Origin of the sequence: Neobacillus novalis NBRC 102450 (assembly GCF_001591805.1) — a bacterium.
Lineage (GTDB): Bacteria > Bacillota > Bacilli > Bacillales > Cytobacillaceae > Neobacillus > Neobacillus novalis.
This window is the reverse complement of sequence record NZ_BCVP01000018.1, coordinates 1-26,220: the sequence shown is the minus strand read 5'-3', so window position 1 is coordinate 26,220 and position 26,220 is coordinate 1. Positions and strand designations below refer to the sequence as shown.

The 26,220-nt window shown below is 43.4% G+C and carries 23 protein-coding genes and 1 pseudogene; 6 read left to right on the top strand and 18 right to left on the bottom strand.

What is annotated here, in order from left to right; genetic code table 11:
- Window positions 1-298: 298 nt before the first annotated feature.
- Window positions 299-1,225, top strand: a complete 927-nt coding sequence (gene tagU, locus BANVL01_RS15660) for a polyisoprenyl-teichoic acid--peptidoglycan teichoic acid transferase TagU (RefSeq protein WP_066092093.1) — start codon at window positions 299-301, stop codon at window positions 1,223-1,225.
- 142 nt (window positions 1,226-1,367) lie between these two features.
- Here the strand turns inward: tagU and rbsK are convergent, their stop codons facing one another.
- The 6 genes from rbsK to BANVL01_RS15630 all read right to left on the bottom strand — a co-directional run bounded on the left by rbsK (window position 1,368) and on the right by BANVL01_RS15630 (window position 7,335).
- Window positions 1,368-2,300: a ribokinase gene (rbsK, locus tag BANVL01_RS15655; protein ID WP_066092096.1), complete on the bottom strand. Its 933-nt coding sequence runs from the start codon at window positions 2,298-2,300 to the stop codon at window positions 1,368-1,370.
- Window positions 2,301-2,397: 97 nt separating this feature from the next.
- On the bottom strand, window positions 2,398-3,357 hold the full coding sequence (locus BANVL01_RS15650) for a substrate-binding domain-containing protein (protein ID WP_066092099.1): 960 nt from the start codon (window positions 3,355-3,357) through the stop codon (window positions 2,398-2,400).
- Between the two features lie 19 nt (window positions 3,358-3,376).
- The gene (locus tag BANVL01_RS15645; RefSeq protein ID WP_066092102.1) at window positions 3,377-4,357 is read right to left on the bottom strand and encodes an ABC transporter permease; all 981 of its coding nucleotides are present in this window, start codon (window positions 4,355-4,357) and stop codon (window positions 3,377-3,379) included.
- The gene (locus tag BANVL01_RS15640) at window positions 4,350-5,846 is read right to left on the bottom strand and encodes a sugar ABC transporter ATP-binding protein (RefSeq protein ID WP_066092105.1); all 1,497 of its coding nucleotides are present in this window, start codon (window positions 5,844-5,846) and stop codon (window positions 4,350-4,352) included. The genes BANVL01_RS15645 and BANVL01_RS15640 overlap by 8 nt, the downstream gene beginning before the upstream one ends.
- A 34-nt stretch (window positions 5,847-5,880) precedes the next feature.
- Window positions 5,881-6,279 (bottom strand): D-ribose pyranase, encoded by a 399-nt coding sequence (gene rbsD, locus BANVL01_RS15635; RefSeq protein ID WP_066092108.1) that lies wholly within the window; start codon window positions 6,277-6,279, stop codon window positions 5,881-5,883.
- 33 nt (window positions 6,280-6,312) lie between these two features.
- Complete coding sequence (locus BANVL01_RS15630) at window positions 6,313-7,335, bottom strand: LacI family DNA-binding transcriptional regulator (RefSeq protein ID WP_066092113.1); 1,023 nt, start codon at window positions 7,333-7,335, stop codon at window positions 6,313-6,315.
- A 511-nt stretch (window positions 7,336-7,846) separates the two neighbouring features.
- Here BANVL01_RS15630 and BANVL01_RS15625 point away from each other — a divergent pair.
- A complete protein-coding gene (locus tag BANVL01_RS15625) occupies window positions 7,847-8,422 on the top strand; it encodes a glycerol-3-phosphate acyltransferase (RefSeq protein WP_066092120.1) in 576 nt (191 codons plus the stop codon).
- Window positions 8,423-8,471: 49 nt separating this feature from the next.
- On the opposite strand, the gene BANVL01_RS28775 is transcribed toward BANVL01_RS15625, so the two are convergent.
- The 3 genes and pseudogenes from BANVL01_RS28775 to BANVL01_RS15615 form a co-directional block, all read right to left on the bottom strand.
- A complete protein-coding gene (locus BANVL01_RS28775) occupies window positions 8,472-8,720 on the bottom strand; it encodes a magnesium chelatase subunit ChlI family protein (RefSeq protein ID WP_369689610.1) in 249 nt (82 codons plus the stop codon).
- A gap of 99 nt (window positions 8,721-8,819) precedes the next feature.
- A pseudogene (locus BANVL01_RS15620) lies at window positions 8,820-9,889 on the bottom strand (YifB family Mg chelatase-like AAA ATPase); the annotation flags it as partial.
- A gap of 20 nt (window positions 9,890-9,909) precedes the next feature.
- Entirely contained in the window at window positions 9,910-10,524 is a 615-nt protein-coding gene (locus tag BANVL01_RS15615; protein WP_066092123.1) for a transposase, read from the bottom strand.
- Window positions 10,525-10,829: 305 nt separating this feature from the next.
- Between BANVL01_RS15615 and BANVL01_RS15610 the strand changes: the two genes are divergently transcribed.
- Together BANVL01_RS15610 and BANVL01_RS15605 are read left to right on the top strand one after the other, a co-directional pair.
- The gene (locus BANVL01_RS15610; protein WP_066092126.1) at window positions 10,830-11,102 is read left to right on the top strand and encodes a hypothetical protein; all 273 of its coding nucleotides are present in this window, start codon (window positions 10,830-10,832) and stop codon (window positions 11,100-11,102) included.
- A gap of 363 nt (window positions 11,103-11,465) precedes the next feature.
- Window positions 11,466-13,391 carry an N-acetylmuramoyl-L-alanine amidase gene (locus BANVL01_RS15605; RefSeq protein ID WP_066092130.1) on the top strand — a complete coding sequence of 642 codons (1,926 nt, stop codon included), beginning with the start codon at window positions 11,466-11,468 and terminating at the stop codon, window positions 13,389-13,391.
- Window positions 13,392-13,599: 208 nt separating this feature from the next.
- Here the strand turns inward: BANVL01_RS15605 and BANVL01_RS15600 are convergent, their stop codons facing one another.
- The 9 genes from BANVL01_RS15600 to BANVL01_RS15555 all read right to left on the bottom strand — a co-directional run bounded on the left by BANVL01_RS15600 (window position 13,600) and on the right by BANVL01_RS15555 (window position 24,246).
- Window positions 13,600-14,997 (bottom strand): APC family permease, encoded by a 1,398-nt coding sequence (locus BANVL01_RS15600; RefSeq protein WP_066092133.1) that lies wholly within the window; start codon window positions 14,995-14,997, stop codon window positions 13,600-13,602.
- A 14-nt stretch (window positions 14,998-15,011) separates the two neighbouring features.
- The gene (locus tag BANVL01_RS15595) at window positions 15,012-15,917 is read right to left on the bottom strand and encodes an acetamidase/formamidase family protein (protein WP_066092134.1); all 906 of its coding nucleotides are present in this window, start codon (window positions 15,915-15,917) and stop codon (window positions 15,012-15,014) included.
- An 82-nt stretch (window positions 15,918-15,999) separates the two neighbouring features.
- Window positions 16,000-17,325, bottom strand: coding sequence for a hypothetical protein (locus tag BANVL01_RS15590; RefSeq protein ID WP_066092137.1), 1,326 nt, complete (start codon window positions 17,323-17,325; stop codon window positions 16,000-16,002).
- Between the two features lie 51 nt (window positions 17,326-17,376).
- Complete coding sequence (locus BANVL01_RS15585; protein ID WP_066092140.1) at window positions 17,377-18,081, bottom strand: response regulator transcription factor; 705 nt, start codon at window positions 18,079-18,081, stop codon at window positions 17,377-17,379.
- Window positions 18,082-18,813, bottom strand: a complete 732-nt coding sequence (locus BANVL01_RS15580; RefSeq protein WP_066092143.1) for a sensor histidine kinase — start codon at window positions 18,811-18,813, stop codon at window positions 18,082-18,084.
- 136 nt (window positions 18,814-18,949) lie between these two features.
- Window positions 18,950-20,254 carry a putative bifunctional diguanylate cyclase/phosphodiesterase gene (locus tag BANVL01_RS15575; protein ID WP_066092144.1) on the bottom strand — a complete coding sequence of 435 codons (1,305 nt, stop codon included), beginning with the start codon at window positions 20,252-20,254 and terminating at the stop codon, window positions 18,950-18,952.
- A 227-nt stretch (window positions 20,255-20,481) separates the two neighbouring features.
- Complete coding sequence (locus tag BANVL01_RS15570) at window positions 20,482-21,750, bottom strand: dicarboxylate/amino acid:cation symporter (protein ID WP_066092147.1); 1,269 nt, start codon at window positions 21,748-21,750, stop codon at window positions 20,482-20,484.
- 250 nt (window positions 21,751-22,000) lie between these two features.
- Window positions 22,001-22,972, bottom strand: coding sequence for a UDP-glucose 4-epimerase GalE (gene galE / locus BANVL01_RS15565; protein WP_066092148.1), 972 nt, complete (start codon window positions 22,970-22,972; stop codon window positions 22,001-22,003).
- Window positions 22,973-23,784: 812 nt separating this feature from the next.
- Window positions 23,785-24,246 (bottom strand): hypothetical protein, encoded by a 462-nt coding sequence (locus tag BANVL01_RS15555; RefSeq protein WP_066092152.1) that lies wholly within the window; start codon window positions 24,244-24,246, stop codon window positions 23,785-23,787.
- A gap of 208 nt (window positions 24,247-24,454) precedes the next feature.
- On the opposite strand from BANVL01_RS15555, the gene BANVL01_RS15550 reads away from it, so the two are divergent.
- Window positions 24,455-24,961 carry an Lrp/AsnC family transcriptional regulator gene (locus BANVL01_RS15550; protein ID WP_066092157.1) on the top strand — a complete coding sequence of 169 codons (507 nt, stop codon included), beginning with the start codon at window positions 24,455-24,457 and terminating at the stop codon, window positions 24,959-24,961.
- A complete protein-coding gene (locus tag BANVL01_RS15545; protein ID WP_066092160.1) occupies window positions 24,958-26,163 on the top strand; it encodes an aminotransferase in 1,206 nt (401 codons plus the stop codon). Before BANVL01_RS15550 ends, BANVL01_RS15545 begins: the two co-directional genes overlap by 4 nt.
- Window positions 26,164-26,220 lie beyond the last annotated feature (57 nt).

Below are 26,220 nucleotides of genomic sequence, written 5' to 3'. Positions count from 1 at the left end.
CGCTGAAGCTGGACAATTCTCAAAGTCCAAAATTTATCTTTCTTATCTTTTTATTAGGTTGGTGCCTCCACCCCATGGGGTGAAGGCACTTTTTTGGGTGATAAGGACTAGCCTTAGTGAAAAATTTACTATTAATCAAGCAGGGAAACTGGTTCCGTCTGTCAAATATAATAATTATCATCGAAAACTATCATTCACCAAGAACCAGGTCCGCATTGATTTCTACCACCCTCAACGACTGTCCGCGAGCGGTGCCTGACACCCTATAATTCATTCAAACATTTTGGGGGTTAATCAGATGAGAGCTCAGAAGAAGAAATCGAGAAAATGGCTAAGAGTAAGCGGAATGATTCTTTTAGTACTGTTGATTGGTGGAGGGGTATATGGTTACACCGTCTATCATTCTTTTAAAAAGGCCGTTGTTACGATGCATCAGCCACTCGAAAGGGAAATTTCCGTTAAACGCGAGAAACCTGTAGTCTTTGAAAAAAAGGATCCGTTTTCCGTTCTAATGCTTGGTGTTGATGAACGAGAAGGTGACAAGGGGCGGTCAGACACGATCATCGTCTTGACTGTAAATCCGAACAATAATTCGGTAAAAGTGCTGAGTATTCCACGTGACACCCGCACGGAAATTATCGGCAAGGGCAAAGACGATAAAATCAATCACGCCTATGCTTTTGGCGGGGTACCGATGTCGATGGACACGGTTGAAAATTTTCTCGATATTCCCATCGACTATTATATCCAGATTAACATGGAGGGCTTTAAGGATATTGTCGACGCTGTTGGCGGCGTAAAAGTCCAGAATGATCTGGATTTCACTGAAAATGGCTTCCATTTTGCTAAAGGGGAAATAGCTCTGAACGGGGAGCAGGCCCTTAGTTTTGCTCGAATGAGATATGAGGATCCACGAGGTGATTTTGGACGCCAATTAAGACAGCGGCAAATCATTCAAGCAATCATTAATGAAGGAACCAGCGTGTCAACCTTAACAAAATTCTCCGATATCTTTACGGCCCTTGGAAAAAATATTAAAACAAATCTTACTTTCGACCAGATCATGAATATCCAAAAGAATTATCGGGAGGCAGGAAAGAACATTCAGCAAATGGAAATAAACGAAACCGGCAAAATGATTAACAAAATCTACTACGGCCTGGTCTCAGAAGAAGAAAAGCAAAGAATCCGAACGGAACTAAAGAAACAGTTAGAAATGCAATAATGGATATCGAAATGGCTGACTCAACAAATCGTTCAAAAACGAGCGCTGAGTCAGCCATTTTTCATTCCTCGACCCATGCGTCCACCTCAGGCGGACATTTGTCCACGGATGGTGCCTGCCCCCACCATTGTGACACCACCATTTACTTTGCAGCACCTAAGTGCAATAAGAAGGTTTTTACTTCCTGTTTATTTGGCATGGCAGGGGCTGTGCCTATTTTTGTTACGGAGAGGGCTGCGACTGCGTTGGCGAAGGTCATGGCTTCTCTCACTGATTGCCCATTGCTTAGTGCGTGGGCAAATCCCCCGTTGAAGGCATCACCGGCTCCAGTGGTATCGATTGCTTCTACCTTAAAGCCTGGAACAAGATCTCCTTTTTCCCCGCCCGTATAAAGGAAGGCCCCTTTGCTTCCTAAGGTGATAATTACAGTATCCACACCCATTTCATGTATCTTTTGGGCTGCTGCCAAGGCAGAGTGCTCATCCTTAACCTCAATCCCACTTAACTCAAATGCTTCCGTTTCATTCGGAGTAATAAAGGCGACATCCCGCAGGATCTCTTTTGGAAACTCCTGATATGGAGCAGGGTTCAAAATTACCGGCACCCGGTACTTCTTCGCCAATTTCACTGCCGTAACAACCGCCTCAATACTTGTTTCTAATTGAAGCAGGACGATATCCCCGCACTTTATCTCCTCTTCCGCTTCCATCACTTCTGCTTCAGTAATTGTCCCGCAAGCCCCAAGAGAAACAACAATGCTATTTTCACTATTATCGTCAACGGCAATCAAGGCAGCGCCTGTCGCCTGGTTCGGATCGACCTTAATAAATTCCGTATTTACATTCTCCGCTTGAAAATGCGCCAAGGCTTCTCTTCCAAAAACATCCCCACCCAATTTCGTTACAAACGTAACTTCTGAGCCGCAGCGTGCCGCAGCTGTTGCCTGGTTTCCCCCTTTTCCACCCGGCCCCATCTTAAACGGCCCGCCAAGTACCGTTTCTCCCGGCTTAGGAAGATGCGGTGTCCGGCTCATTAAATCAACAACATAACTTCCAACAACAACAACTTTTGACATGAGTGTCCTCCTATTTTGTAAAATAGGAAAAACGCAACGTGATTGCGTTTTCCCCCATTTTATTTTTCCAAAAATCACCAAAAGCCCTTTTTGAAAATTACTTCGTTTTCACTTCAGCTACATTCTTAGAAGTTACCAGTGTGGAATCAAGAATGACTTCTTTTTCCACGCTTTCCTTCTTAGAGATTTTTATAGCAGTCTTAACTGCTTCTTTTCCTAAGAAAACAGGCGGTTCGGCAATGGTTGCTTCTAATTTACCACTCTTAATCGCTTCAATCGCAGGATCTACCGCATCACAGCCAATTAACGTGATTTCATCAAGACGGCCAGCTGCCTCAATCGCTGCTAATGCACCTAAAGCCATTTCATCGTTTGCTGCGTAGACGCCATCAATCTTTGAATTTGCTTGAAGAATATCTTCCATAACCTTCATAGCTTGCCCGCGGTCAAAGTTAGCTGCCTGCTTGGCCACTACCTTAAAGCCTGGAGTCGACTCCACTACTTCATTAAATCCTTTGCTTCTGAACTGGCCGACGTTTGTCCCTAAGATTCCTTGAATTTCTACTATATTACCTTTTCCGTCAAGTGCATCTCTTAAAAAGTTACCCGCAATTCCACCAGACTTAAGGGCATCAAAGCCAATATGCGTAACCACTTCACCGCCATTAGATTGACGGTCAATTGTAAAGACAGGAATTTTTGCATTGTTTGCTTTTTTAACACCTTCAGCTATCGCATCGCTGTCAGCTGGGTCAATAATTAACACATCAATGTTTTGTTGTAAAAGGTTTTCCACGTCTGCTAATTGTTTACCGGGATCATTTTGTGCATCCGTAACAACAAGGTCAATCTTATCTTCTTTCGCCTGTGCTTCCGCCCCTTCTTTAACAGCCACGAAGAATGGGTTATTTAACGTATTCATCGATAAACCGACTTTTAACTTGCCATCCTTAGATTTAGAACCAGACGATTTCGCACTTGAACCTTCATCCATACTGCATCCCACAAGACCAATAATAATTGCGACTAATGCCAATAGAGAAATAATCTTTTTCATTTTCCTGCCCCCAAATAATTTATTTTTTAATTTTTGAAAACTTACTATCTACTAAAATAGCCACTAAAATGACAAGTCCTTTAGCAATACTTTGATAAAAAGGAGAGACGTTCATCAAATTAAGAACATTATCGAGAACACCCATAATTAGCGCGCCAATTAACGTTCCTGTAACCCCTCCCTTTCCGCCTGCTAAACTCGTCCCGCCAATAATAACGGCTGCGATAGCATCCAACTCAATTCCGGTACCCGCAGTTGGCTGTGCAGACATTAATCTTGAGGTGTAAATAATCGCGGATAGCGCTGAAAGCAAACCGGCAATTCCAAAAACAGCCACTTTGATAGCTCTAACATGAATCCCTGCTAGAATGGCTGTTTCCTCATTACCACCAATGGCAAAAATATAGCGTCCAAAACTAGTGTATTTTAACATCCAATACATTAATCCGAAGATGACAAACATGATGATGATTGGAATCGGGATTCCAAATAACCGGCCGCTGCCGATAAAACGGTACGCTTCATTACTAACGACAAGAGGGTAACCTTTTGTATAAACAAGCGTCATCCCGCGGGCGATAACCATGATTGCCAATGTGGCGATGAAACTTGGCACACCAAATCTTGCCGTAATAAAGCCATTAAAAAGTCCAAACAGTAAGCCAACACCGAGCGCTGCTAATAACGCCAATGCAAGCGGCCAGCCCGCCGTTAATGCTCCGGCTAAAATAGCCCCGGAAAATGCCATAACGGCACCTACGGAAAGGTCAATTCCGGCAATTAAAATAACCAATGTCATTCCGCTGGCAATGATGGCGATAATCGAAACTTGACGAAGAACGTTCATCACGTTGCTCATAGTGAAAAATACATCTGATAAACCCCCGGCGATCACACACAATACTACAAAAATCAATAATACACGGTACTTTTCAACCAGCGCTAGCAAGTTTAAAGCCCCCTTTTGCTCCCTTTGTTTAACAGGTGCGGTACTAGCCATTCATTACACCCCCTGATGCGTAATAAAAGATTTTTTCCTGTGTCGCCTCATTTCCGCAGAGCTCTGCGGTCATTCTCCCCTCATTCATAACCAAAATACGGTTGCAGAGGCCAAGCAATTCCGGCATTTCTGAAGACATCATAATAATCGAGATCCCATCATCTGTAAGCCTTTTCATTATTTGATAAATTTCTGCCTTTGCCCCAACATCAATACCCCTTGTTGGTTCATTTAAAATTAACACCTTCGGATTCATTTGCAGCCATTTTCCAAGGACTACCTTCTGCTGATTTCCTCCGCTAAGCGTTTTAACTTCGACACCAGGGTCATGCACCTTGATTTTTAACTCCTTAACCCAGCGATTGACGATTTCATCCTTCTTCTTTTTCTGCAAAACTCCAAAGCGGGAAATTTTTCGAAAAGAGGGCAAAAGGATATTTTCATAAACTGATAAACCAAGGACCAGCCCCTCCTGCTTCCGGTCATCAGTTACGAGCGCGATACCGGCATCAATTGCCCCCCTTGGGCTGTTAACAATCTTGGAATCTACTTTCACGGCCCCGCTCATATTCTCATATAAGCCAAAGATGGCCTTGGAAAGCTCTGTTCTTCCTGATCCCATTAAGCCGGCAATGCCGACGATTTCCCCTTTTTTCATCGAAAAATTAATCTGATAGAGCAAGTCCGGAACCGAAACGTCTTTAACCTCGAGGATTACATCATTAGATGGAACACCTTTTTCCGGAAACAAATCTGTCAGCTCACGTCCGACCATCATTGTTACCATATCGTCCTTCGTGACGTTTTTTACCAAGGCGCTTCCAATATATTTTCCATCCCTTAAAACTGCGATAGTGTCAGCCACTTTCTGAACCTCTTCTAACCGATGGGTAATAAAAATAATGCCCATTCCCTGATGCTTCAAGTCCTTCATAATTGAAAGGAGTGTATTCGTTTCCTCATCATTTAAAGCGGCCGTTGGTTCATCCATGATGATAATCTTAGAGTTGAACGACAACGCCTTGGCGATTTCGACCAATTGTTGTTCAGCAACAGAAAGTTCAGCGATATCTGTGTCAGGCGAAACCCTGGTTAAGCCCACCCGATCAAGCCATTTACGCGTTTTTAGCTTCACTTGTTTACGGTCAATAATCCCCTTTGTTTTCCGGGGTTCGCGGCCAATGAAAATATTCTCAGCTACACTCATATGTGGAATCAAGTTAAACTCCTGATAAATAATACTAATCCCTAGATTTTGCGAATGTTTTGGTCCCTCAATCGTGACAGGTTCGCCATTTATATAAATCTGCCCATTGCTTGGCTGGTGAACACCGGCGAGCACTTTCATTAGCGTGGACTTGCCTGCACCATTTTCACCAAGTAACGCAAGAATCTCAGATTGGTGTACATGAATGGATACGTCGTCAAGAGCTTTCACGCCAGGGAATTCTTTTGAAATCCCTTTCATTTCTAGCAGCGTTGTACTCATTCATCCATTCCCCCTTGTTACGTATTTTATTTTTTTAATAAACAACTCCTGCTACTAAAATAACATTGGCGTAACCGGTAAATTCACCAGTCCTAATCAAACCGCGTGCTTGTTTCGTTTGCTGCTTAAATTCAATATGCGGAACGTATTCAATTGGCAAATTTTGAAATCTACTAACAATTTGATCATGCATTTCCGGGCTAACTGTTTTAACTTCCTCTGCTAAAATAACCTTCTCTACTTCAAGCTCTGTTAATACCGTATCAAGTGTTTCTATAAAACCAGGTGTTCCCTCCTTTAATGCCAGGTCAACTCGGTGCGTCACATTTTCAGGAATTGGCAAGCCTGCGTCGGTGACGACAATTGTATCTGTATGACCCGTTTCAGAGATTAATTGATTAATTTTAGGATTTAAAATACCGCCTTTTTTCATATCTACCTTCCTCCTTCATTGAAATGTAAACGTTTAGATTTTTATTTTATTTAATTGACATGATTCGCGTATTTTTAATTCTGGTGATAAAAGGTATTGTCTTTTTGGTAGATTTCCTTTTACATTCATTCGTTCATAAAGTAGTTGGACGGCAATTTCACCAAGAGTATTCATCGGCCTTGAGACGACAGACAATTTTGGTTTGATAAACGTAGCAATTTCTACATCATCAAAGCCAATAAAGGAAACTTCTTCACCTAATTTCCAATCCAAATCGACTAATGCTTTCATACACCCGATTGTCATTAAGTTGTTGGATGAAAAAATCGCGGTAGGTCTAGCTTCTAAATCAAACAGCTCATGTGTAGCATGAAATCCGCTGCCTTCCATGAAATCCCCTTGAATAACCAACTTGTCATCAAGTGGAATATTATAGTCTTCAAGTGCTTTCTTATACCCTAAAAATCGTTCATGACCTGGCGTTGTATTCTGTGGCCCACAAATAATTGCGATTTTTTTATGTCCTTGTAGAATTAAATGCTGTACGGCCTGGTACGATCCGTTTACATTATCAACCAAAACTGTATCCACTTCAAAATTCTTAATCGCCCTATCAATAGCGACAATTGGTATACCCTGGTCGTGCAACAACTTGATATGGTCACCTGTTTCATTAGCAGTTGTAATAATGACCCCATCTACGCCGCGTTCAATGAAAATTTTTACGATTTCTTCTTCTACAATTGGTGATTCGTTGGTACTACTGAGGATTGTGTAATATCCCTTTTCCCTTGCTTTCTGTTCAATTCCCGAGACAACGAACGGAAAAAATGGATTTTTAATATCTGGTACGATGATACCAATCGTGTGGGTTTCTTTTCTTTTCATACTTCTTGCTACAGCGCTGCGGATATAGCCAAGTTCATTGATGGCGCTTACAATCCGTTCCTCAGTTGCCTTTCGGACTCCACCTTGGTTATTGATTACTCTTGACACTGTGGCGATTGATACCTTTGCCAGTTTGGCTACATCTTCAATTGTTGGTTTAAACTCCATGTAAAAAAACTCCTAAATTCAACTCAAAAAATGTAAACGTTTAGATTTACATCATAAAATTACAATCAAAAGTATAAAAGCACCTTTATCATTCATAATGTAAACGTTTAGATTTTCTATTTCGATTCTATCACCGCAAATAAATGAGCACAAGTTGTTTTTAAAAAAATATTCCAATAACTTAGTATATTATCACTATTCACTACCTCTCTGCTAGAATAATAGCTGATAGAAGGGCTGACACGATAAATACTCTTTGAGGTATTTCAGCAGTCAAAGGATTTGAAATCCGAGAATCCCTAAAGTGAATCAGACAGGAAGTAATTTTTTCTTTTTTTATTCTTTTCTCGAATTCTGTTAAAAAATCAATTGAAATCAAACCCATTTCACCCCAAAATAAAAGTAAACTTATGACTCTCTTGGTTAAATACTACAGAAAATTCTGAATGGTACCAATAAAAATGCTTTTACTCGCAGCTGACACCAATTTTTATGAAAGGTTGTGATTCCAATGATTTGGCTGTATCTTGTCTTCTCCTATTTGATTGGCAATATCATGTTTGGCTATCTAGTCATAAAAGCCCTGCACCATAAGGATATTCGGCGACATGGCAGCGGCAATGTCGGTGCAAGGAATGCCGGCCGCCTTCATGGAAAAAAGGCGTTCGCCATTATTTTTCTCGGCGACGCCTTAAAGGGGATTAGCGTGATTCTTATTGGCCGCTATCTTCATTTTCCTGAGTATGTTCAATTGATTGGCCTTGGGATGGCGATTCTTGGCCATATTAAACCAGCCGCATTGAAGTTTAATGGCGGGAAAGGGATTTCAACCTTTATTGGCGGGATGATTTGCTTCGAACCGCTCCTGATTGCCGTCATTTTGCTGGCATTTTTCGCCCTTTATCCTTTTACAAAAAGCTTTACCCTCTCTGGCCTGGGGGCGTTCCTGTTTATTCCTATCTTCCTATTTTTCAAGCAATATCAGTGGTTAACGTGTGTAATTGAATTGACCTTAATTGGCATTATTTTTCTAGCACATTCTGAAAATATTAAGGAAAGGCTGAAAAGCCGTGGACAAAAGGGCTGATTTTTTAAAAATAAACTGCATTCACACTGTATTCAGCTTGATTGCCTCGCTAATATGTTCGTCGCTGATGGCGGGGCTTTCTTGCAGGTCGGCGATCGCGGGCAAGACGGATGATCTTGATTTGGGTGCGGTTGCTCCAACCGTTCTTAAGCGAAAGCCGCTGAAGCTGCCTTTGTTGTTCATCATCCAACGGACTCCTATTCATTAGGATTTCATACGGAACTCGGCCATTGCAAACCTCGCTACCGTAGCGTTCATATTGTCTATACCTGGCTTCCTCCACTCTCCCCCGCACCATTTCAGAATTCTCCGTTGCTGCATCCGCATTAAAATCAATAGGCGTGAGCGAAAGGTTTATATCAAACCGATCTCTTAACGGGCCCGAAAGTCTGTTTTGATAGGCGGTAATCTGTTTAGGAGTACACGTACAATAGTGAGAATTTGAGCCCGTATAGCCACAGGGGCATGGATTCATTGCAGCCAGCAGAATAAACGAAGCGGGATAAGTAACCGTCGCGTTTGTGCGGCTGATGGTGATTAACCCGTCTTCTAGTGGCTGGCGGAGCATGTCTAAGGTCTTTTTCGAAAATTCCCCAATTTCATCAAGAAATAAAACACCGCGATGGGCTAACGATATTTCGCCTGGTTTCGGATATTGGCCGCCGCCAATGATCGACACTCCGGAAGCAGAATGGTGAGGATTCCGGTATGGAGGCGTTTTTGAATGAGGACATGCGTTCCTGCTCAATTGGTACAAGCTAAGCACCTCAAGATGGGCTTCTTTCTTTAGCGCGGGTAAAATGGAAGGGAAACTTCCTGCCAACAAACTCTTCCCACAGCCCGGCGGTCCTGTCAGTAAGACATGATGCTCCCCTGCCGCTGCAATTTCTAAGGCATGTTTAGCATCGCAATGACCAATAATCTGCCGAAAATCTAAATAATCCATGCTTCCCTGATTCTCATCCTCTTCTTGCATTATAATAGAAGGACGCCACTGACCCGATAAATGCCCGATGACATCCTGTAAAGAAGCTACATAGATGATTTCCAGCGGCTCAAGTTCTAGCAGTGGTAATTTTTCATCCAATGGCATATAGAGCTTTTTTATTCCTAGCCTTTTGGCCGCCAGTACCGCAGGCAGTAGCCCCTCGACAGGCTGGATGGAACCATCCAAAGATAGGGCCCCGACAAAACCGGTATCTTCCGAGATAACTGCCTCTAGTTCATGCAGGCTTAACAGCACCGCGATTGCCATTGGCAGGTCAAACATCGGACCCATTTTTTTTGATCCGCTGGCGACAAATTGATGGCGATTTTTTGCCCTGATAGCGTGTAGCCTAATGAACGAAGTCCGGTAATTATCCGCTCCTTCGATTCCTTCACGGCCGCATCGGGCAGCCCGACAATTTTAAAAAAGTCATTTCCTACATAAGAACCCACCTCGACATTTACTCGATAGCCTTCCATTCCCTTTAAACCGATACTGATCACCTTTGCCCACATGGTTGCCCCTCCCTGTCCATGATATAAATTTTTCCATCCTTCCAAAAAGATTTGTCCGTTATGATTGTCTTCATATAGTGCTTATAGTGTTGCTGGGGCGGATGGGGAAAATAAGCAAGCAGTGTCTGGGTGTTTATTAGCGGGATTTCTTCCCCGTCGTCGGCGACATAGGCACGGTAGCTGCTCCAAGGGTAATCCTCAGGGGCCGCCGCCATCCCGGCCGCTACCGGATTTAAATGAATATATTTGCTGACATCAATCTCATATTCGGCGGAATTGAGGAGCTCGGCCCCGTAGCGTTTTTCAAATACATGACCGGTGAAATCGTATTTTTTGTTGATATACTTGGCATATTTCGTGTTGAGGTTTTTCATGATGATACTAAGCGGGGTTTCCAATGTTTCAAGCTGCAGGTGGGTATGATTGGTCATTAGGCAGTAGGTATGGAGAATAAATGGGTAACGGTCTCTTGTGTCTTCCAGTAAATTGAGGTACTTCTGATAATCTTCATCTTCGAAAAAAAGCGGACTTTTCCTAATTCCTCGGCTGGTAACATGATACTTCGCACCTTGAAACCAAGTACGAACCTTGCGGGCCATTTGCAAACACTCCTTATTGAATTATTGTTAGTGGATTATTGGAATAATGGAGAAAAAAATAACCTGATTCACTACTACCATTCGACACCATCCCCAAAAATCCTTCACAAATCCCAAAAGAAAAATAAACATCCCCACACCCCGTTACCAAACCCCCAAAAAGAAAGTGTCCACCCCAGGAGGACAAATGTCCACGAGCGGTGCCTGACACCCATTTCCTAAAAAATGTATAAAAAGCCCTTGGTGGTAATATTTATTTTATAGGGGTTTGTGTTTTTATTTTATGTTTAGGGGGGATGTCTCTGGTGCTTGTTAGGGTTTTTCAATGGTTGGTTGGTGTTATCCTTTTCTTGTTTGGCCTTTATCTTATTTTTGGAATACAGGAATTCTTCGGTACTCTGGCCATTATTGCTGCCTTTTTTATTTTTCCTAGTCTTGAAAAGAAGGATAAAAAAACTTTCTTGCAAGATGATCATCATCATTTTTATAATGATTCAGCTTCGAGTGAGGCTGATCATTCCTCCCGGAGAAAGGATACTGACAAAGGAAGTGTTTCGAGCGGTGAAGGCGGGGACTAACCTCACTATTTGGTCCATCCCAAACCGTACAATACGTACAAAACATCGTTTCCTTTCCCCAAAATCCACTTTGTATGAAATGTCCTCAATTCGTTTGGGGACATTTTTTCATATTCTCCAAATATAGCTAATTTGACTCATTTTGCGGCGTTTCGCCATTTTCCATAAAAAGATTGTCGATTTTCGCTTCACATTACGGAAAATACAGTTTAATATTGAATTAACAAATTAAGGATACACCTGAAAATTTGGGTAAATTTTATAAAAAGGAGTGTGACGAGGTCCTATTAGAGAAAGCACTACAACCCTTTTGGTTGTACCTACTCTTTAAAGTAACTATTCAGGCATGAAAGGAATTTAGCGTTGAAAAAGAAAATTTTACTATTATCAATTTTTACTATTTTGCTATTAGGCATAGGACTTGGTGCTGCGCATTCCAATGCGGCCACCGCAGGATGGAAACTAGAAAGTGGCAAGTGGTATTATTTCCAAAATGAAACACCAGCAAAAGGCTGGCTGTATGTCGGGAAAAAGTGGTATTACATGGATGCCAAGGGTGTCATGCAGACAGGCTGGCTCAAAGCCAGCGGAAAATGGTACTATCTGCAGGCGGATGGCTCGATGAAAACCGGCTGGCTTAGCGAAAACAACAAATGGTACTTCCTCCTGGCTGATGGTTCAATGAAAACAGGCTGGTTGAGCACAAACAACAAATGGTACTTCCTTCAAGCTGACGGTGCCATGCAAACCGGCTGGCTGAATACCAGCAACAAATGGTACTTCCTTCAGGCAGATGGTGCGATGAAATCGGGCTGGCTCCTGCTTGATTCAAACTGGTATTATCTAAAATCCAGCGGAGAAAGAAGCATTGGTTTCGAAACAGTGGCTTCGAAAAAGTATTATTTTGATAGTTTAGGAGTCATGCAGGCTGACCAATGGCTTGAGCAAGGCGGGAAAAAATATTATTTTAAAAGTGATGGATCTGCCGCATCAGGTATAACGGATATATTAGGAAAAAAGTATTTATTTAACACAGATGGCACATTTGTCTCTGGCTGGGCGAAAATCAATGGAAAGTGGTATTTTTCGGATAATGAAGGTACCGTTCAAAGCGGATGGCTGACTGATAAGGAGAAAAAATACTTTCTCGATCAAACCGGAGTCATGCTAACAGGTTGGTTTAATGAGCAGGGTAAAAAATATTTCTTCAACAGCAGCGGGGCTCTGACGACAGGTTTGGCCACGCTGGAGGGCAAGGGTTACTTTTTCGATAATGAAGGGGTGCTATATTTCGGCGGCTGGTTTACGGTCAACGGAAAGAAATATTATGCGAATGATACAGGTGTGCTCCAGAAGGGCTGGCTGAAATCGAATAACATTTGGTACTTTTTTAACAATGATTACTCGATAAAAACGAATTGGCTCCTGGATGGCGGCAAATGGTACTTTTTAAATGAGCAAGGGGAAATGCAAACGGGCTGGCTTGTGGACAAGAATAATCGCTACTATTTAACTTCCAGCGGTGCGATGCAAATCGGCTGGCTGCAGGACGGAGGTAAGAAGTACTTCTTTAATCAGTCCGGAGCACTAAATACAGGGTGGTTCCAGGATAAGGGATATTGGTACTATTCTGATTCAAACGGTGTCATGCAGACAGGCTTGATTACAGTAGATGGCAAGGAATACTTCTTGGCGGATAACGGAGTCTGGGTTCCTTCTCCTACTACCGTAACTAAGGGGTTAGCGGGCAAAACGATTGTATTAGATCCCGGACATGGCGGTTATGATGGCGGAGCCAGTGCTGCAGGGATTTTTGAAAAGACAATCAACCTGCAGGTAGGCTTGAAATTTGCTGAACTTCTCAAAAGCAAAGGGGCCATTGTTTATTTAACCAGAAGCACGGATGAATTTGTTTCATTGGATGGCAGGGTTGAATTTTCAAATTCAATTAAACCTGATGCGTTTATCAGTATCCATGTGAATTCGTCAACAGCTACGAGTGCACAGGGAATTGAAACCTATCATAATTCTAAAGATGGGGTTATGCCGGCAGATAGTAAACGGCTTGCGGCATTGCTTCAAGATGAAATAATCAAATCTACCGGTGCCGTCACGAGGGGCGTGAAGGATGAAAGCTTCCGGGTAATCAGAGGCAATCAAGCACCAGCTGTTTTGGTGGAAATCGGCTTCGTCAGCAATGACAAAGAAAGAGCAAACCTAGTGAGTAGCAGCTATCAGAACAAAATCTGCACGGGACTGCTAAATGGATTAGTGAAGTTCTTCGATTAATGGGGCTTCTTTCGTTCAAAAAGATTGCATGGAACGAACAATACTCACGTACACAAAGAACGCACGCACAAAGCGGGCCCATGCCCTGATTGTGCGTGCGTTTTCAATTGGAAAACCCTAATTACCTATTAATGCAAAATAATAGTGTCCACCCCAGAAGGACATTTGTCCACGAGCGGTGCCTGACACCCAAGATTGACACCCATGTTTATTCTACATTCAAATTAGAATCCTTTTTTGTTAGTTTCAGGTAGATCATGTAGAGTATCCCTACGGCCATCCAGACGAAACCTAGTTTCTTGGAGGTTGGGTCGAGGTTGAACCATACGTAACCGATGATTAGGAACCCAATCAGCGGGAATACGAGGTGATTTAGGTAATCTTTGCTCTTCTGCTTCCGCACGAAGTAGTTAATTACGGATAGATGCAGGAATAAGAAGGCAGTCAACGCGCCGAAGTTAACAAGTGATGCCAGGCTATCAATCTGCGAAGCAAATCCGAGCGTAACAACAAGCGAAATCGCAGCAACGATTAAGGTGCTAACATACGGCGTTTTATACTTGGCGTGGACCTTTGCGAGAATCTTCGGCAGCTTGCGGTCGCGAGCCATACTGTATAATATCCGTGAAATGGCCGCCTGGGCCACAAGGGCATCGGCAATCCCCCATGCAAGTGCTGTTGCCAAAATGGTCGTCCACTTTAACCACGAGCCGCCAGCAATTTCAGCAATTTGATAAAAAGCAACGTCGGCATTTTCAAACGAGGTGTAATCCGGCCAGATTAACGCCGCCACCCATGTCTGGATGATAAACAAGACACCCACTACTAAAAGGGAGAAAATAATTGCACGGCCGACCACTTTCTTGCCGCCCTTTGTTTCCTCCGACAATGTTGAAATCGCATCAAAGCCCAGAAAGCTTAACACGGCGATGGAAACGGCTCCCATGACCATGCTCATGCTGAAGTTTTGCTTATCAAAAATTGGCTTAAAATTGAATTCCGCACCATTAACTCCTTTAGAAATCGCTATAATAGCGGCCCCTACAAAAACGACTAACACAATCAATTCAAGCACGACGATGATTTTATTCGCTTTTGCGGTAATTTCAATCCCGAACACGTTAATAACCGTGTTAATACCAATAAAAATAACCAGCCAAATCCACATCGGAATTTCTGGGGCAATGTCACTTAAAGCGGCAGCACTGACTAAATACAATAACGCCGGTACTAAAATATAATCGAGTAAAATCACCCATCCAGCAAAAAAGCCGACATGTTCATTGATTCCCCGCTGGGCATAAGAATAGACAGACCCCGCGATTGGAAATGCCTCTGACATCCTTGCATAGCTTAAAGCGGAAAAGACCATTCCGACCATCCCAATTAAATAGGCAAGGGCGACCATCCCGTTCGAGCCTTGCGCGACATACCCGTAAATACCAAAAGGGGCAATCGGGACCATGAAGACAAGTCCATAAATCAATAAATCCCAGAATGTCAACGACCGTTTTAATTCCTGTTTATAACCGAATTGTTCCACATTCGTATGACCGTCCGATGATTTCGGCGGTTGATTTGAATTCGTTGGTACTCCTGATTCCATCCCTATTCCCCTCCTTATTCGAACAGCTTAACATCGTAAGCATCCAAAATAGCTTTTGGCACGAAAAATCTTGCCGTTAACAGCGGATCCACTATTTGTGAAACCTGAACCTGTCCAGCTGCACTGAACAGCATCGTTAATTCCGGCAGTGTTAAATCAGTATGGGGCAGTAAGGTGTCAACGAAAATCTCAACAGCTGCCTTCGCTGCTTCATCAAGTGTTGGCATCGAAACAAGCACTGCTGCACCTTCCTCGTTTTCAAGAAACGGGAACGGAATCGACTTGCCTTTGATTACCTCTAATGTGACGCTGACTTTCCCGGGAATCTCGACGCCGGATACCCCAATCTCCCCGTCTCCCATGGCCGCATGCAGATCGCCAAGGCCAAACAATGCTCCTTCTTGGAATACCGGAAAATAGAGGGTCGCTCCCGTTGTAATCAACGTCGTATCCATATTCCCACCATGGGCACCCGGTGTCCCGCATGAAACCGGGTCCCCGTCTGGTGCTACCCCAATCACGCCAATCATTGGATTTAAGGGCAGCTGCAGACGCTCATTAAATACGGCTTTCCCATCGAGAATCGGCACCATTTTCACTTCAAACGCATCAATCCGATGTCCCATTACCCCGAGCCCCGGCCCGGTAGCAAGGACGCCGACATCCCCGAGCTCCATCTCGTCAATTTTTACTTTCAAAATATCCCCAGGTTCCGCTCCTTCGACATAAATAGATCCTGTTGCCGGGTTAATTTGATTCCAATCAATCGCGTTAAACGCGGTCTCAGCGGATTGAATTTGATTTTGAAAGCAATCAAACGTTTCAATCACAACCTGTGAACCAGACGGCACGCGCAATCCCACTTTGTTTTCTTTACTAAACGCATAAAAATACTGTTCTTTTGCAAGTGTCTGTACCATAAAGCCCGCCTCCTTTTTTCTTCATTATATAGGAGGGCGTGGTGCCTGTTTTGCACTATCTTGTTGAGATTTTGCATTATTTTTATATTGTTCTGATTTTTCTAACTAATAAAAGGAATAAGACAATAGCCGAAATCCCTAAATTCACACTAATTCCACTAAGCACTCCGATTTTAAATGAAAAACAGAGCCCCAACACCGTCGTTGTAATAATTGTGATGGAAAGCTCCCATCCCCAGCGGACAGGAAAGCGGAGCAAAAGCAACAGTGGCAGGCATAACGAAATAAATAAATGGATATAAAAAATAAACACGGCTTTCAAATCCAGAAAAGAAGTCAGATAATAGGCCAAAACAGATAAAATCAGGCTTATACCATAGCCCTTTTGGATGGCCTTGCTCCCTTTAACTATCGCCAGCAGCAAACTGATTAGATTATGGAGTGAAATGCCCTGGCTTAAAGCAAAACAGGACAGAGCGCTGACCACGAGGATGTATAAAAGTGGACTAGAAAAAGCGTGCTCTATAAGGGGGAACAGCCCTGCTAAACCACGTTCTCCACCACGGGACATCAAGAAAACAGCAATAACTGACACAGCAGCCGGCATGCTGCCCCAGCAAATCGCCGTCAGGCCAATCGTAGTTTTTAACCGCGTTCGTTTGATCCTTACTAAATCGCCGGTCAGCAGATAATAAACGAGCAGCTGACTGGCTGTGAACACCATGAACAACAGCGAGGCAGCCAGAAGATTCCCTGTATCCCAATCGGCTGCCGGTAGTTTCAGGAACCTGTCGTGAATGGATGCAACGCCATGGAATAGGATGGTCCCAATTGGCAAAATCGTAATCCCTGTAAAAAAACCAAACAGCAGCCAGCGGCCCATTTTCTGAACACCGCCAGCCCCGCCCATTCCTGAATACACAAAGACAAAAAAGAACAAGAACGACAATGTCCAAACTGGATCAATACCAAAGACGACTTTCATAAACGAATGGGCGAGAACCCCGCTTAGGATTAACCCTTCACTGCCGGCAGCGAATAAAATCAGATACAGCGCGGCTCTCCCCCGGCCGGGGATTCTAGCTGCTAAAAAGGACGCTAGGTTTTCAAAGGAGGCAAATCCATCGTTCAACCGGCCAATTTTCCCGCTGAACCAAAGAAGGACGACAGTGCCGGCAAGGGAAAGAACGAGTCCCGCTGCATAGCCATAAGCAACGGTTAGATAAATGGGAATAAACACAAACGTGCCAGTCAAAAGCCGAAACAGCATCGATGCTGTTCCCAGCGACACCTTATTTTTTCCGGGGAGCTGTAAATATTCAGCCGCATCCTTGTGCCCGGCAAATTCGCCCATATGAAAAATCATCAGGATAATGGCAAGGAACAGAATCACATACCAGTCAATCATGACCCATTCTCCTTACACGTATTATTTGGATTAAAACCGCGCGCAGACCGTTCATTTTTTATTTTTCTCCTTGTACCTGCTTGGCGTCATCCCTTCGATTTTTTTAAAAATATTGCTAAAATGATGCTGGCTCGAAAATCCAGCCGCCTCAGCAATCCGGCTCATGCTCCATCCAGCTTGTCCGGTAATCAGTTGTTTTGCCTGATGAATCCTATAGGTCAAAAGATATTCTTGAAAGGTGGAGCCAATTTCTTCTGAGAATAAATGGCTTAAATAGGAGGCGCTCACCGGAATTTCGTCGGCAATCTCCTGGAGGCTGAGTTTTTCAGAGAATCTGCTTTCAATCTGCTTAATCACATAGTGAATATGGGCAGACTTCGCCACTACATGTTTATGTTCTTGGAGGTATTTTTCAATCACGGCAAACAGCTCTTGTTCAATGACAGGTTTCACCAGATAATCGAGCACTTCTGCCTGAATCGCCCGTTTGGCATAGGAAAAATCCTGATGCGCGGAAACAATCACAATTTCGATTCCGCCATGCTTCTCCTTAAGACGCTCGGAAAGCTTCAAGCCATCCTCCCCGGGCAGCCTGATATCGATAAACGCAAGCTGGATGCTTTCTTCCTCCGTAACCTTCCACGCTGACACCCCATCCTCTGCTCCAAAAATATTCCACAGGGGGTATTTTCCCTGAATTAGATAACGGAGCTGTTCAATTTCCAAATATTCATCATCAACAAGCAGGATGTTCATTTAATCATCTCCAGGTATGTATGGCCAATAGGCGTGGGCAAGTGTCCGTCCATCCTTTGTTTCTGCCAATCTAATCGTAGACGGCAGGTCAAACAGGAGCTGGAAGCGTTTTTCGATATTGTGAAGCCCTGTCCCCTTCCAATACGCCGGCTCCAGGATGCGGTCCGGACCGTTGTCGAACACTTTCAAAGACACCCAGTTCCCTTCGCGCTCGAAGGCAATCGTTAACAGCTTGTCGCCCGCCTTTTTCTCAAGCCCATGCTTAAAGGCATTTTCAACAAATGTTTGCAGCGTGTAAGGGGGAATCTTACATTCTAGCAAGTTGGTGTCGATTTCATAGGTAACCAGTAACCTCTGCCCAAATCGCAGCTGCTGGACAGCCAAGTAGTTTTTCGTATGCTCTAACTCCGTCGAAAAAGGTACAAGCACCTCATGGTCCTGATAACGGTAGCGCAGGAACAAGGAAAACTGCTCAAGTCCTTTGGTCATGTCGCGATGGCGGCCAATTCGACTCAACGATAAAAACGCATTCAATGCGTTAAATAAAAAGTGGGGCTGGATTCGCTCGGCCAACTGCCGGTACTCACTTTCCTGAAGCTCCTTCTCCAGCCGTACTTTAATATTCTCAAGCTCGAGCACATCCAATTCCTGGTCGAGCCAGCCTAACATCATCAACACAACAAAGCCGACAATCGGCAGCAGCACACCGAGGAACATCACAAGCACAAACATTCACAACACCACGCAAAAATATTATTTATTTATCTGAATATTATTTTAAATTAAAAATTGGGAAAGGTCACCCTTGTTTAAAACATTAATAAAAAAGCGGCATGCACCGTTTTATAAAAAAAAGAACCAAGGCCATTTAACCTTGGTTCCGAACTGCCTCCGCCCTCTCCTCAATCTCAGCGATTGAATCCATCATGGCTTCAAAGGTGATGGGTTTACTAATAAAATATCCTTGAATAATGTCACAGCCCAGTTGAGCCCATTCCACAAACTGAGTCTGATCCTCGATTCCTTCAATAATTACCTGTAAACCAAGGTTATGGGCCATATTTATGATTGGCAATACGACGCCTTTATGTTTCTTATTTTTCCATAAACTAAAAACAAAATTGCGGTCGAGTTTAATATAGTCGATTGGGAGCTTAATAAAGTCCGAAAATGAAAAATAGCCATTTCCGAAATCATCTAAGGCAATCGTAAAACCAGCCTCTTTCAAGGCAATTAATCTCTCATTGACCGTTTTCACTGAGTAAATCTCAATGTTTTCGGTAATTTCCAACGTGATATGCTTGGCTGAAACCGAGTATAAGTGAATGATTTCTTTGACGTCATCTAAAAAGGAATCCAGTAAAAGCTGGTTAACGGACAAATTGATAGAATACTTCATAATCCTGATTTTCTCGCTGGCAATCTGCCGGCAAACCTCCTCGAATACCCAGAAAAACAGTTGATTTGACATCCCCGCTTCCTCAGCATAGCTGATAAATTCAGCAGGAGATACTTCGCCCAGACTTGGATGATTCCAACGGATTAACGCCTCCGCGCCCTCAATTGCCTTTTTCTCCAAGCTATACTGCGGCTGGAATTGGACATGCAGCTGGCCCCTCTTCAACGCATACGGGAAGTCATTTTCAATTAACACCTTTCGGCTGGCCATTTGATCTAACTCTCCAATATAAAGTGAAAATTGATTTTCACCGCGCGCTTCCGCCACATACATTTGTGCTTTGGCAATCACCAGCAGTTTCTCCGGTTCTTCAGCCCCATAGGGAAACATGCAAATTCCAATATTACTGCTGATGGAAAAATGGCGGTAATCAATCGTATACGTATCAGATATCGAGCTAATCATTCGCTCGCAAATCTGCTTGCAATCGTGCTCCGTAATATCCACTAATAAAATAGCAAAATCTGTTCTATTTATTTTTATCAAGGTATCAATATTTCGAATTGACCGATTTAACCTGGATAAAATGTTACTTACAAGTGCGGTTTCAATTTCATCATCATGATGCTGTGATAGTTCCTGTGGAAAATGTAATCTTAGGTAACAAACAGCCGTCGACATCTTATACCTTTTACTAAAGGCCAACGTTAATTGAAGGCGGTCATTCAGCCATTCAACCTTTGGCAATTCCGGTTCATTATCCATTCTACCCATCAAAGAACCACCCCACCTAAATAGACAAACTATTCCAACAGATAAAGTGTAACCCAAAACAAGAAAACCAGCAAATTCCTGGGTAGCGCATGATGTCAGTGCTGGTGTCATCGTAGTGTCACATGTGCGTGGTGTCAGGCACCGTTTCCCTTAAATTGGAAAATGGTGTCAGGCACCATCTTCCATTAATTGGATAAAGGTGCCTGACACCACATATTTCACCCCATCTAAGCAATTTCTTCGCCGGTTTTGAAGGTTTTGCTGAGCCAGTTTTTTCCTTCGACTAGCCGGGTCACGAGCATAGCGCAGACGGTGTTTCCGGTTGAGTTTAGCAGTGTTGCTGGTGCATCGATGATGGTGCTGATGACGGCAATGATTGGCAAAGTTTCCGGCGGGAAGCCGTATACACTGATGATCAGCATCTCGCCAATCATCCCGCCGCCAGGAATTGCCCCCATGACTGCGCCGACTAAAAAGGCGACCGCGAGCACACTTAATATACTAGAGATACTTGTTAAATCCTTGCCAAATAAAGCAAACAGGAACACGATTTTCAGCACGCCGCCAAACACAGAACCATCTTTATGCGTATTCGCACCAAGCGGGATAATTGTTTCGGCGATATCCTTTGGCACACCCATCCTTCTAACTGTGGCTAGGTTCACAGGAATACAGGCTGCACTTGAACAAGTTGCAAGCGCCGTGACAGATGGAGTTATCGCGTTTTTCCAAAAAATCTTGACCCCATCCTTGCCGCCAGCGATGAAGGCATACAGGGTGAAGAATACAAAATAATAAATCACAGTCAAAATCAGATACAAAACAAATGAGCGGGCATATCCCTCTAAAATTTGCGGCCCAAGCTCACCAATGACTGCGGCAAAATAACAGCCAAGCCCAATCGGAGCATAATACATGACAATGCTGACCATCTTCATGACGACAGCAGCTGCCGCTGATAAGAAGTCCGCGACTGGTTTCGCCTTTTCCCCAACCGCAGCAGTGGAAAGTCCAAACAGGAGCGCGAAGACAATCAGCTGGAGCATATTGCTTCTTGATAATAATAAAGGAAAATCCGATACCGTGAATGTAGCGACCAGATGGTCAAGAAACGATAATTTCTCAACATCCGTCTCGGCTGCGGAATGGTTCATCACCTCTTTAATCGAAGTGATATCAGTATTTTCAAGAGGATGAATGATGGAGGCACCGGCAACCCCGAGAATTGCCGCAACTGATGCTGTCACTAAGAAAACCACCAGGATGCTGCCCATTATTTTCCCAAGCCGTTTCATGCCATTCATGTTTGCAACCGCCGAAGCAATGCTGAAAAATACCAACGGAACGATGATCATGAACATTAAGTTCAGAAATAGGTCTCCAAACGGCTTAACAACCGCTGTTTTGGGTCCAAAAATCAAGCCTGCTGCACCGCCGATTACAATGGCTGAAAGCAGGATAAGGGTGAAGCGATAATTTTTTATAAATAATTTCATTGGGTCCAACTGCCTTTCAATTTATCCAAATATATATTCTAATGAAAATCATACTCAAGTTTCCACTTCAGGTAAATGACTTTATTATTTGCAAAAAAGTCAAAATAATGAATCTCCAAGCACTTCATGCTGGCCGATGTATTTAATGGTGCCTGACACCATTTGGGCCTTTTTTCTATATAAAATGGTTTTACAATTGCGAAGTAAAAAACCCCTCTTGCGCTATGCAAGAGGGATTTTTAGTAGGGTATTAATATTGTTGGTGCTGGTGCCATTTCCAAGCATCGGCGATGATTTGTTCTAAGTTTCGTTCTGCCTTCCAGCCAAGTTCTGATAGGATTTTCGCCGCTGAAGCAACGAGTCTTGCTGGATCTCCAGCACGGCGGTCGGCTATTTCAACATTCGCTTTCACACCGGTGACTTTTTCGCATGTTTCGATAACTTCCTTTACCGAATAACCAAGTCCATTGCCAAGATTGTACACCGCAGCCGATTTCTTCCCGGCTAACAGTGCTTCTAGGGCAAGAATATGGGCGGCCGCTAAATCAGTTACATGAATATAATCACGAATACAGGTGCCATCCGCCGTATCATAATCCGCTCCAAACACGGACACCTTTTCCCGAATCCCCAACAGCTGCTGCAGGACAATTGGGATTAAATGTGTTTCCGGATCATGACTTTCGCCAATTACCGCTGATTCATGAGCTCCGGCTGCGTTAAAGTACCGCAAAACAACATATTGCAAACCATAGGATTTTGAAAAATCGGCAAGCATCTGCTCAACCATTAATTTTGAGTGGCCATAAGGATTAATCGGTGTTGTTGCACTTGTTTCGTCAATAACCTCCACATCGGGAATTCCATAGGTGGCAGCGGTGGAGGAGAAAATAAAGTTCTTCACCTTAAATTTCAACATGACTTTTAATAGTGTTAAGGTCGATGCCACATTATTTTGATAATATTTCAAAGGGTCTACAACAGACTCCCCGACCAAGCTGCAAGCAGCAAAGTGCATAACGGCCTTAATCGGATAACTTCTAAAGACCATGTGCAAATCTTCCTCATTCCCGAGGTCACCCTTAACAAAGATAGCCCGGCTATCAACGGCCGCACGGTGCCCAGTCGACAGGTTATCGAGCACAACGACCTCTTCTTTTTCAACTAATTCCTTTACAAGATGGCTGCCAATGTAGCCAGCTCCGCCAACAACGAGAATCATATCCATTTCCCCTTAGCTAGAAATTTCATTTACTTTTCCTATTATAGCATTTTTGAAAAAAGACAGTTTACTATCATGCCTTGCTAATAATTTCCTATTTTCCAAGTACAAAAATTTGCCTAGTCATCCGAAACATATAACGAAGTGGTTCCAGAACAATTTTAATGAGGTGATAAAGTGATTCAACAATTGCTCCTCTATTGGCATAAATGGCGCTTTTTCTACTTTCACAGACTTTCTCATGACTGCTTAGATTTCCATTTAAAACAACAAATAATAAAAAAAGCAAGATACCATCAAGACAAAATGTTGCGATTCGATGATATATAGCAGCTTATTTGTTCCATCCCTTAAGCCTTCTTCATAATACACCACAGCTGCCATCCTATCTCGATATTCACGAAAAAAACTCCGATTTATTATCGGAGTTTTTTATTAAATTTCGGTGGGAAGCTTATGTCGAAAGTATTTTTCTGTTTATGACAAATTACCCCAATTTTCCCAACGACCATTTGATAGTATGAACAAAACAGTCTAATACCGCGAACGGCGACTTTCCGCTTTGCAAAAATCGTGCCGGTCGACCTAATAAATATCCATCATTTGGACAGTACTGATAAACATTCAATAGGGGTGAATGGGATGAAAGAGCAGGAGAATTTTTTCACGGGGTTATTATGGGGGACAACTCTCAGTATTCCATTATGGATAGCGTTTTTCGGCTGGTTAAAAATCATCCTTCATCTTTTTTGAAAAAGAAGGCCGCCTCCATGGGTGACCCCTTGATCCAAAACACCGTTCCTGACACCCCATCATTGGTTGTAATCCCACATAATCCGCCACTCGTCCTTTTCCTTAACGACAAAAACCTCCTGTTTTAAATCAAAGTTGCCATACTTTCCTTTGTAGGTTTGTGTAACAAGAATTCTATAGACATTGTCCAGTGCCGGTCCTGTTTTGGCCATTTTCCACTTCTCTAATTTTTCCGATTTACCGGCTGTATAAGTAAAGGTTTCTACTCCAAAATGAGACATAAACACGTGAGCCCGGTCTTGGATGTACCCGCCTTTCGGGAACTTTTCCTTCATCGCGGAATGGAATAATGCCCACGATTTTGCGAAATCTCCCTCCTGTTCATAGCGATAAAACTCATCGACAACCGAACCTGCCTGTTTATCGGGAGAAGCCCGAATAAATTGAAAGACAATAAACATACCGGCAGCCAGTAGAATTCCAATGATTAACCCTTTGAATGGAGCAGACCTTTTTCCCATCTCAATCTCCTTTATCTTCACATGCTCGTATATTTTCAAATACTCGTGTATCTTCACATGCTCGTATATCTTCAAAAGCTTGTATATAAAAAATATGCATCGCCATGTCCAAATAGTATTTTTTAATCTGATTTTAATTGAGTTTTCATAGCCATCCCGATAAAATCGAACAATAAGATTTGTTGATTTTATGAGGAGGCAGCACGAGATGAAACTAAGCAGTGAAGAACTGGAGATTTTAAAAATAATCGAAGAAAACCATAAGGCATCGACAAAATCCATTGCCTTAATGGCCTTGACTAGTGAAGAACTGGTCAAAAACACGATTAAAAAGTTAGAAGATGAGAAAATTATCATGAGCTACCCGACCTTAATCGATTGGACCAAAGTGGATGGGCAGGAAAGCATCATTGCCATGATTGATGTGAAGGTAACCCCGAAGCGGGGAGTGGGCTTTGATGACGTCGCAGAGAGAATCTACCGTTTTCCGGAGGTATCCTCCTTGTATCTCATGTCCGGCGCTTACGATTTATCAATCACCATCGAAGGAAAAACGATGAATCAAATCGCCGCCTTCGTATCGGAGAAATTATCAACAATAGAAAATGTCGTCTCGACAACCACTCATTTTATGTTGAAAAAATACAAACATGACGGCGTTATCTTTGACAGCGGGGCTGACGATCAAGACCGGCGGATGGTGGTTACACCATGAAAAACGACGTTGCCCACTATATTTCACAAACAGCCAAGGAGCTGCAGCCCTCCGGCATAAGAAAATTTTTCGACCTCGCTGCCGGGATGAAAGACGTAATTTCTTTAGGAGTTGGTGAACCAGACTTCGTTACCCCCTGGAATATTCGCGAAGCCGCCATTTTATCGCTGGAGCAAGGCTTCACTTCCTATACGGCAAATGCCGGCTTGCTTGAATTGAGGGAGGAAATCTCAGCCTACCTTGGGACAAGATTTGGCGTTTCCTACGATGCGAAAAATCAAATCATCGTCACGGTTGGTGCAAGCCAGGCGATAGATATAGCCTTTCGCGCGATATTAAACCAAGGTGATGAGGTGCTGATTGTCGAACCGGCCTTTGTTTCCTATGCTCCCCTCGTTTCTTTAGCCGGCGGAAAACCGATTGCCGTTTCTACCTCCGCGACAAACGGGTTTAAAGTCACTCCGGAGCAAATAGAACAGGCGATTACTGAAAAAACGAAGGCGATCTTACTCTGTTTTCCAAACAACCCAACCGGCACTTCGTTAAACAAAGCAGAACTGATGGAGATTGCGAAAATCATTGAAAAGCACGATTTACTTGTTGTTTCCGACGAAATTTACGCAGAATTGTCCTATGACGAAACCTTTACAAGCTTCGCCGCCATCCCTGGTATGTATGAAAGAACGATTTTAATCAACGGTTTTTCCAAAGGCTTTGCGATGACCGGCTGGCGCCTCGGAATGCTGGCCGCTCCTAAGGAATTCGTCGAGGCGATGTTGAAAATTTATCAATACACGACATTGTGTGCTCCGACGATGCTGCAATACGGGGCGATAGAAGCGCTTCGCAACACCTATCATGAAGTGGAATCGATGCAACGAAGCTACCGAAGACGGCGAAATTATGTTGTCCAAACGCTGAACACCATTGGCTTGGACTGCCATACCCCCGGCGGCGCCTTCTATGTGTTCCCTTCAATCCGTGCTACTGGGCTCACTTCCGTACAATTTGCTGAAGAACTGCTCATACAGGAAAAAGTCGCCGTCGTTCCCGGCAACGTGTTTGGCGAATGCGGCGAAGGTTATATTCGCTGTTCTTATGCCACCTCAATGCCGCAGCTCCAAGAAGCACTGAAACGGATGCAGCGGTTTCTTGAAACGAAAGGCATTAAGCGTGGCGAAAAAATAGAACAAAACTCTTAGATCAGTAACCTTTATGGCTACCGAACTCACGGGAATCTCTTGGGTTCGGTCGCTTAT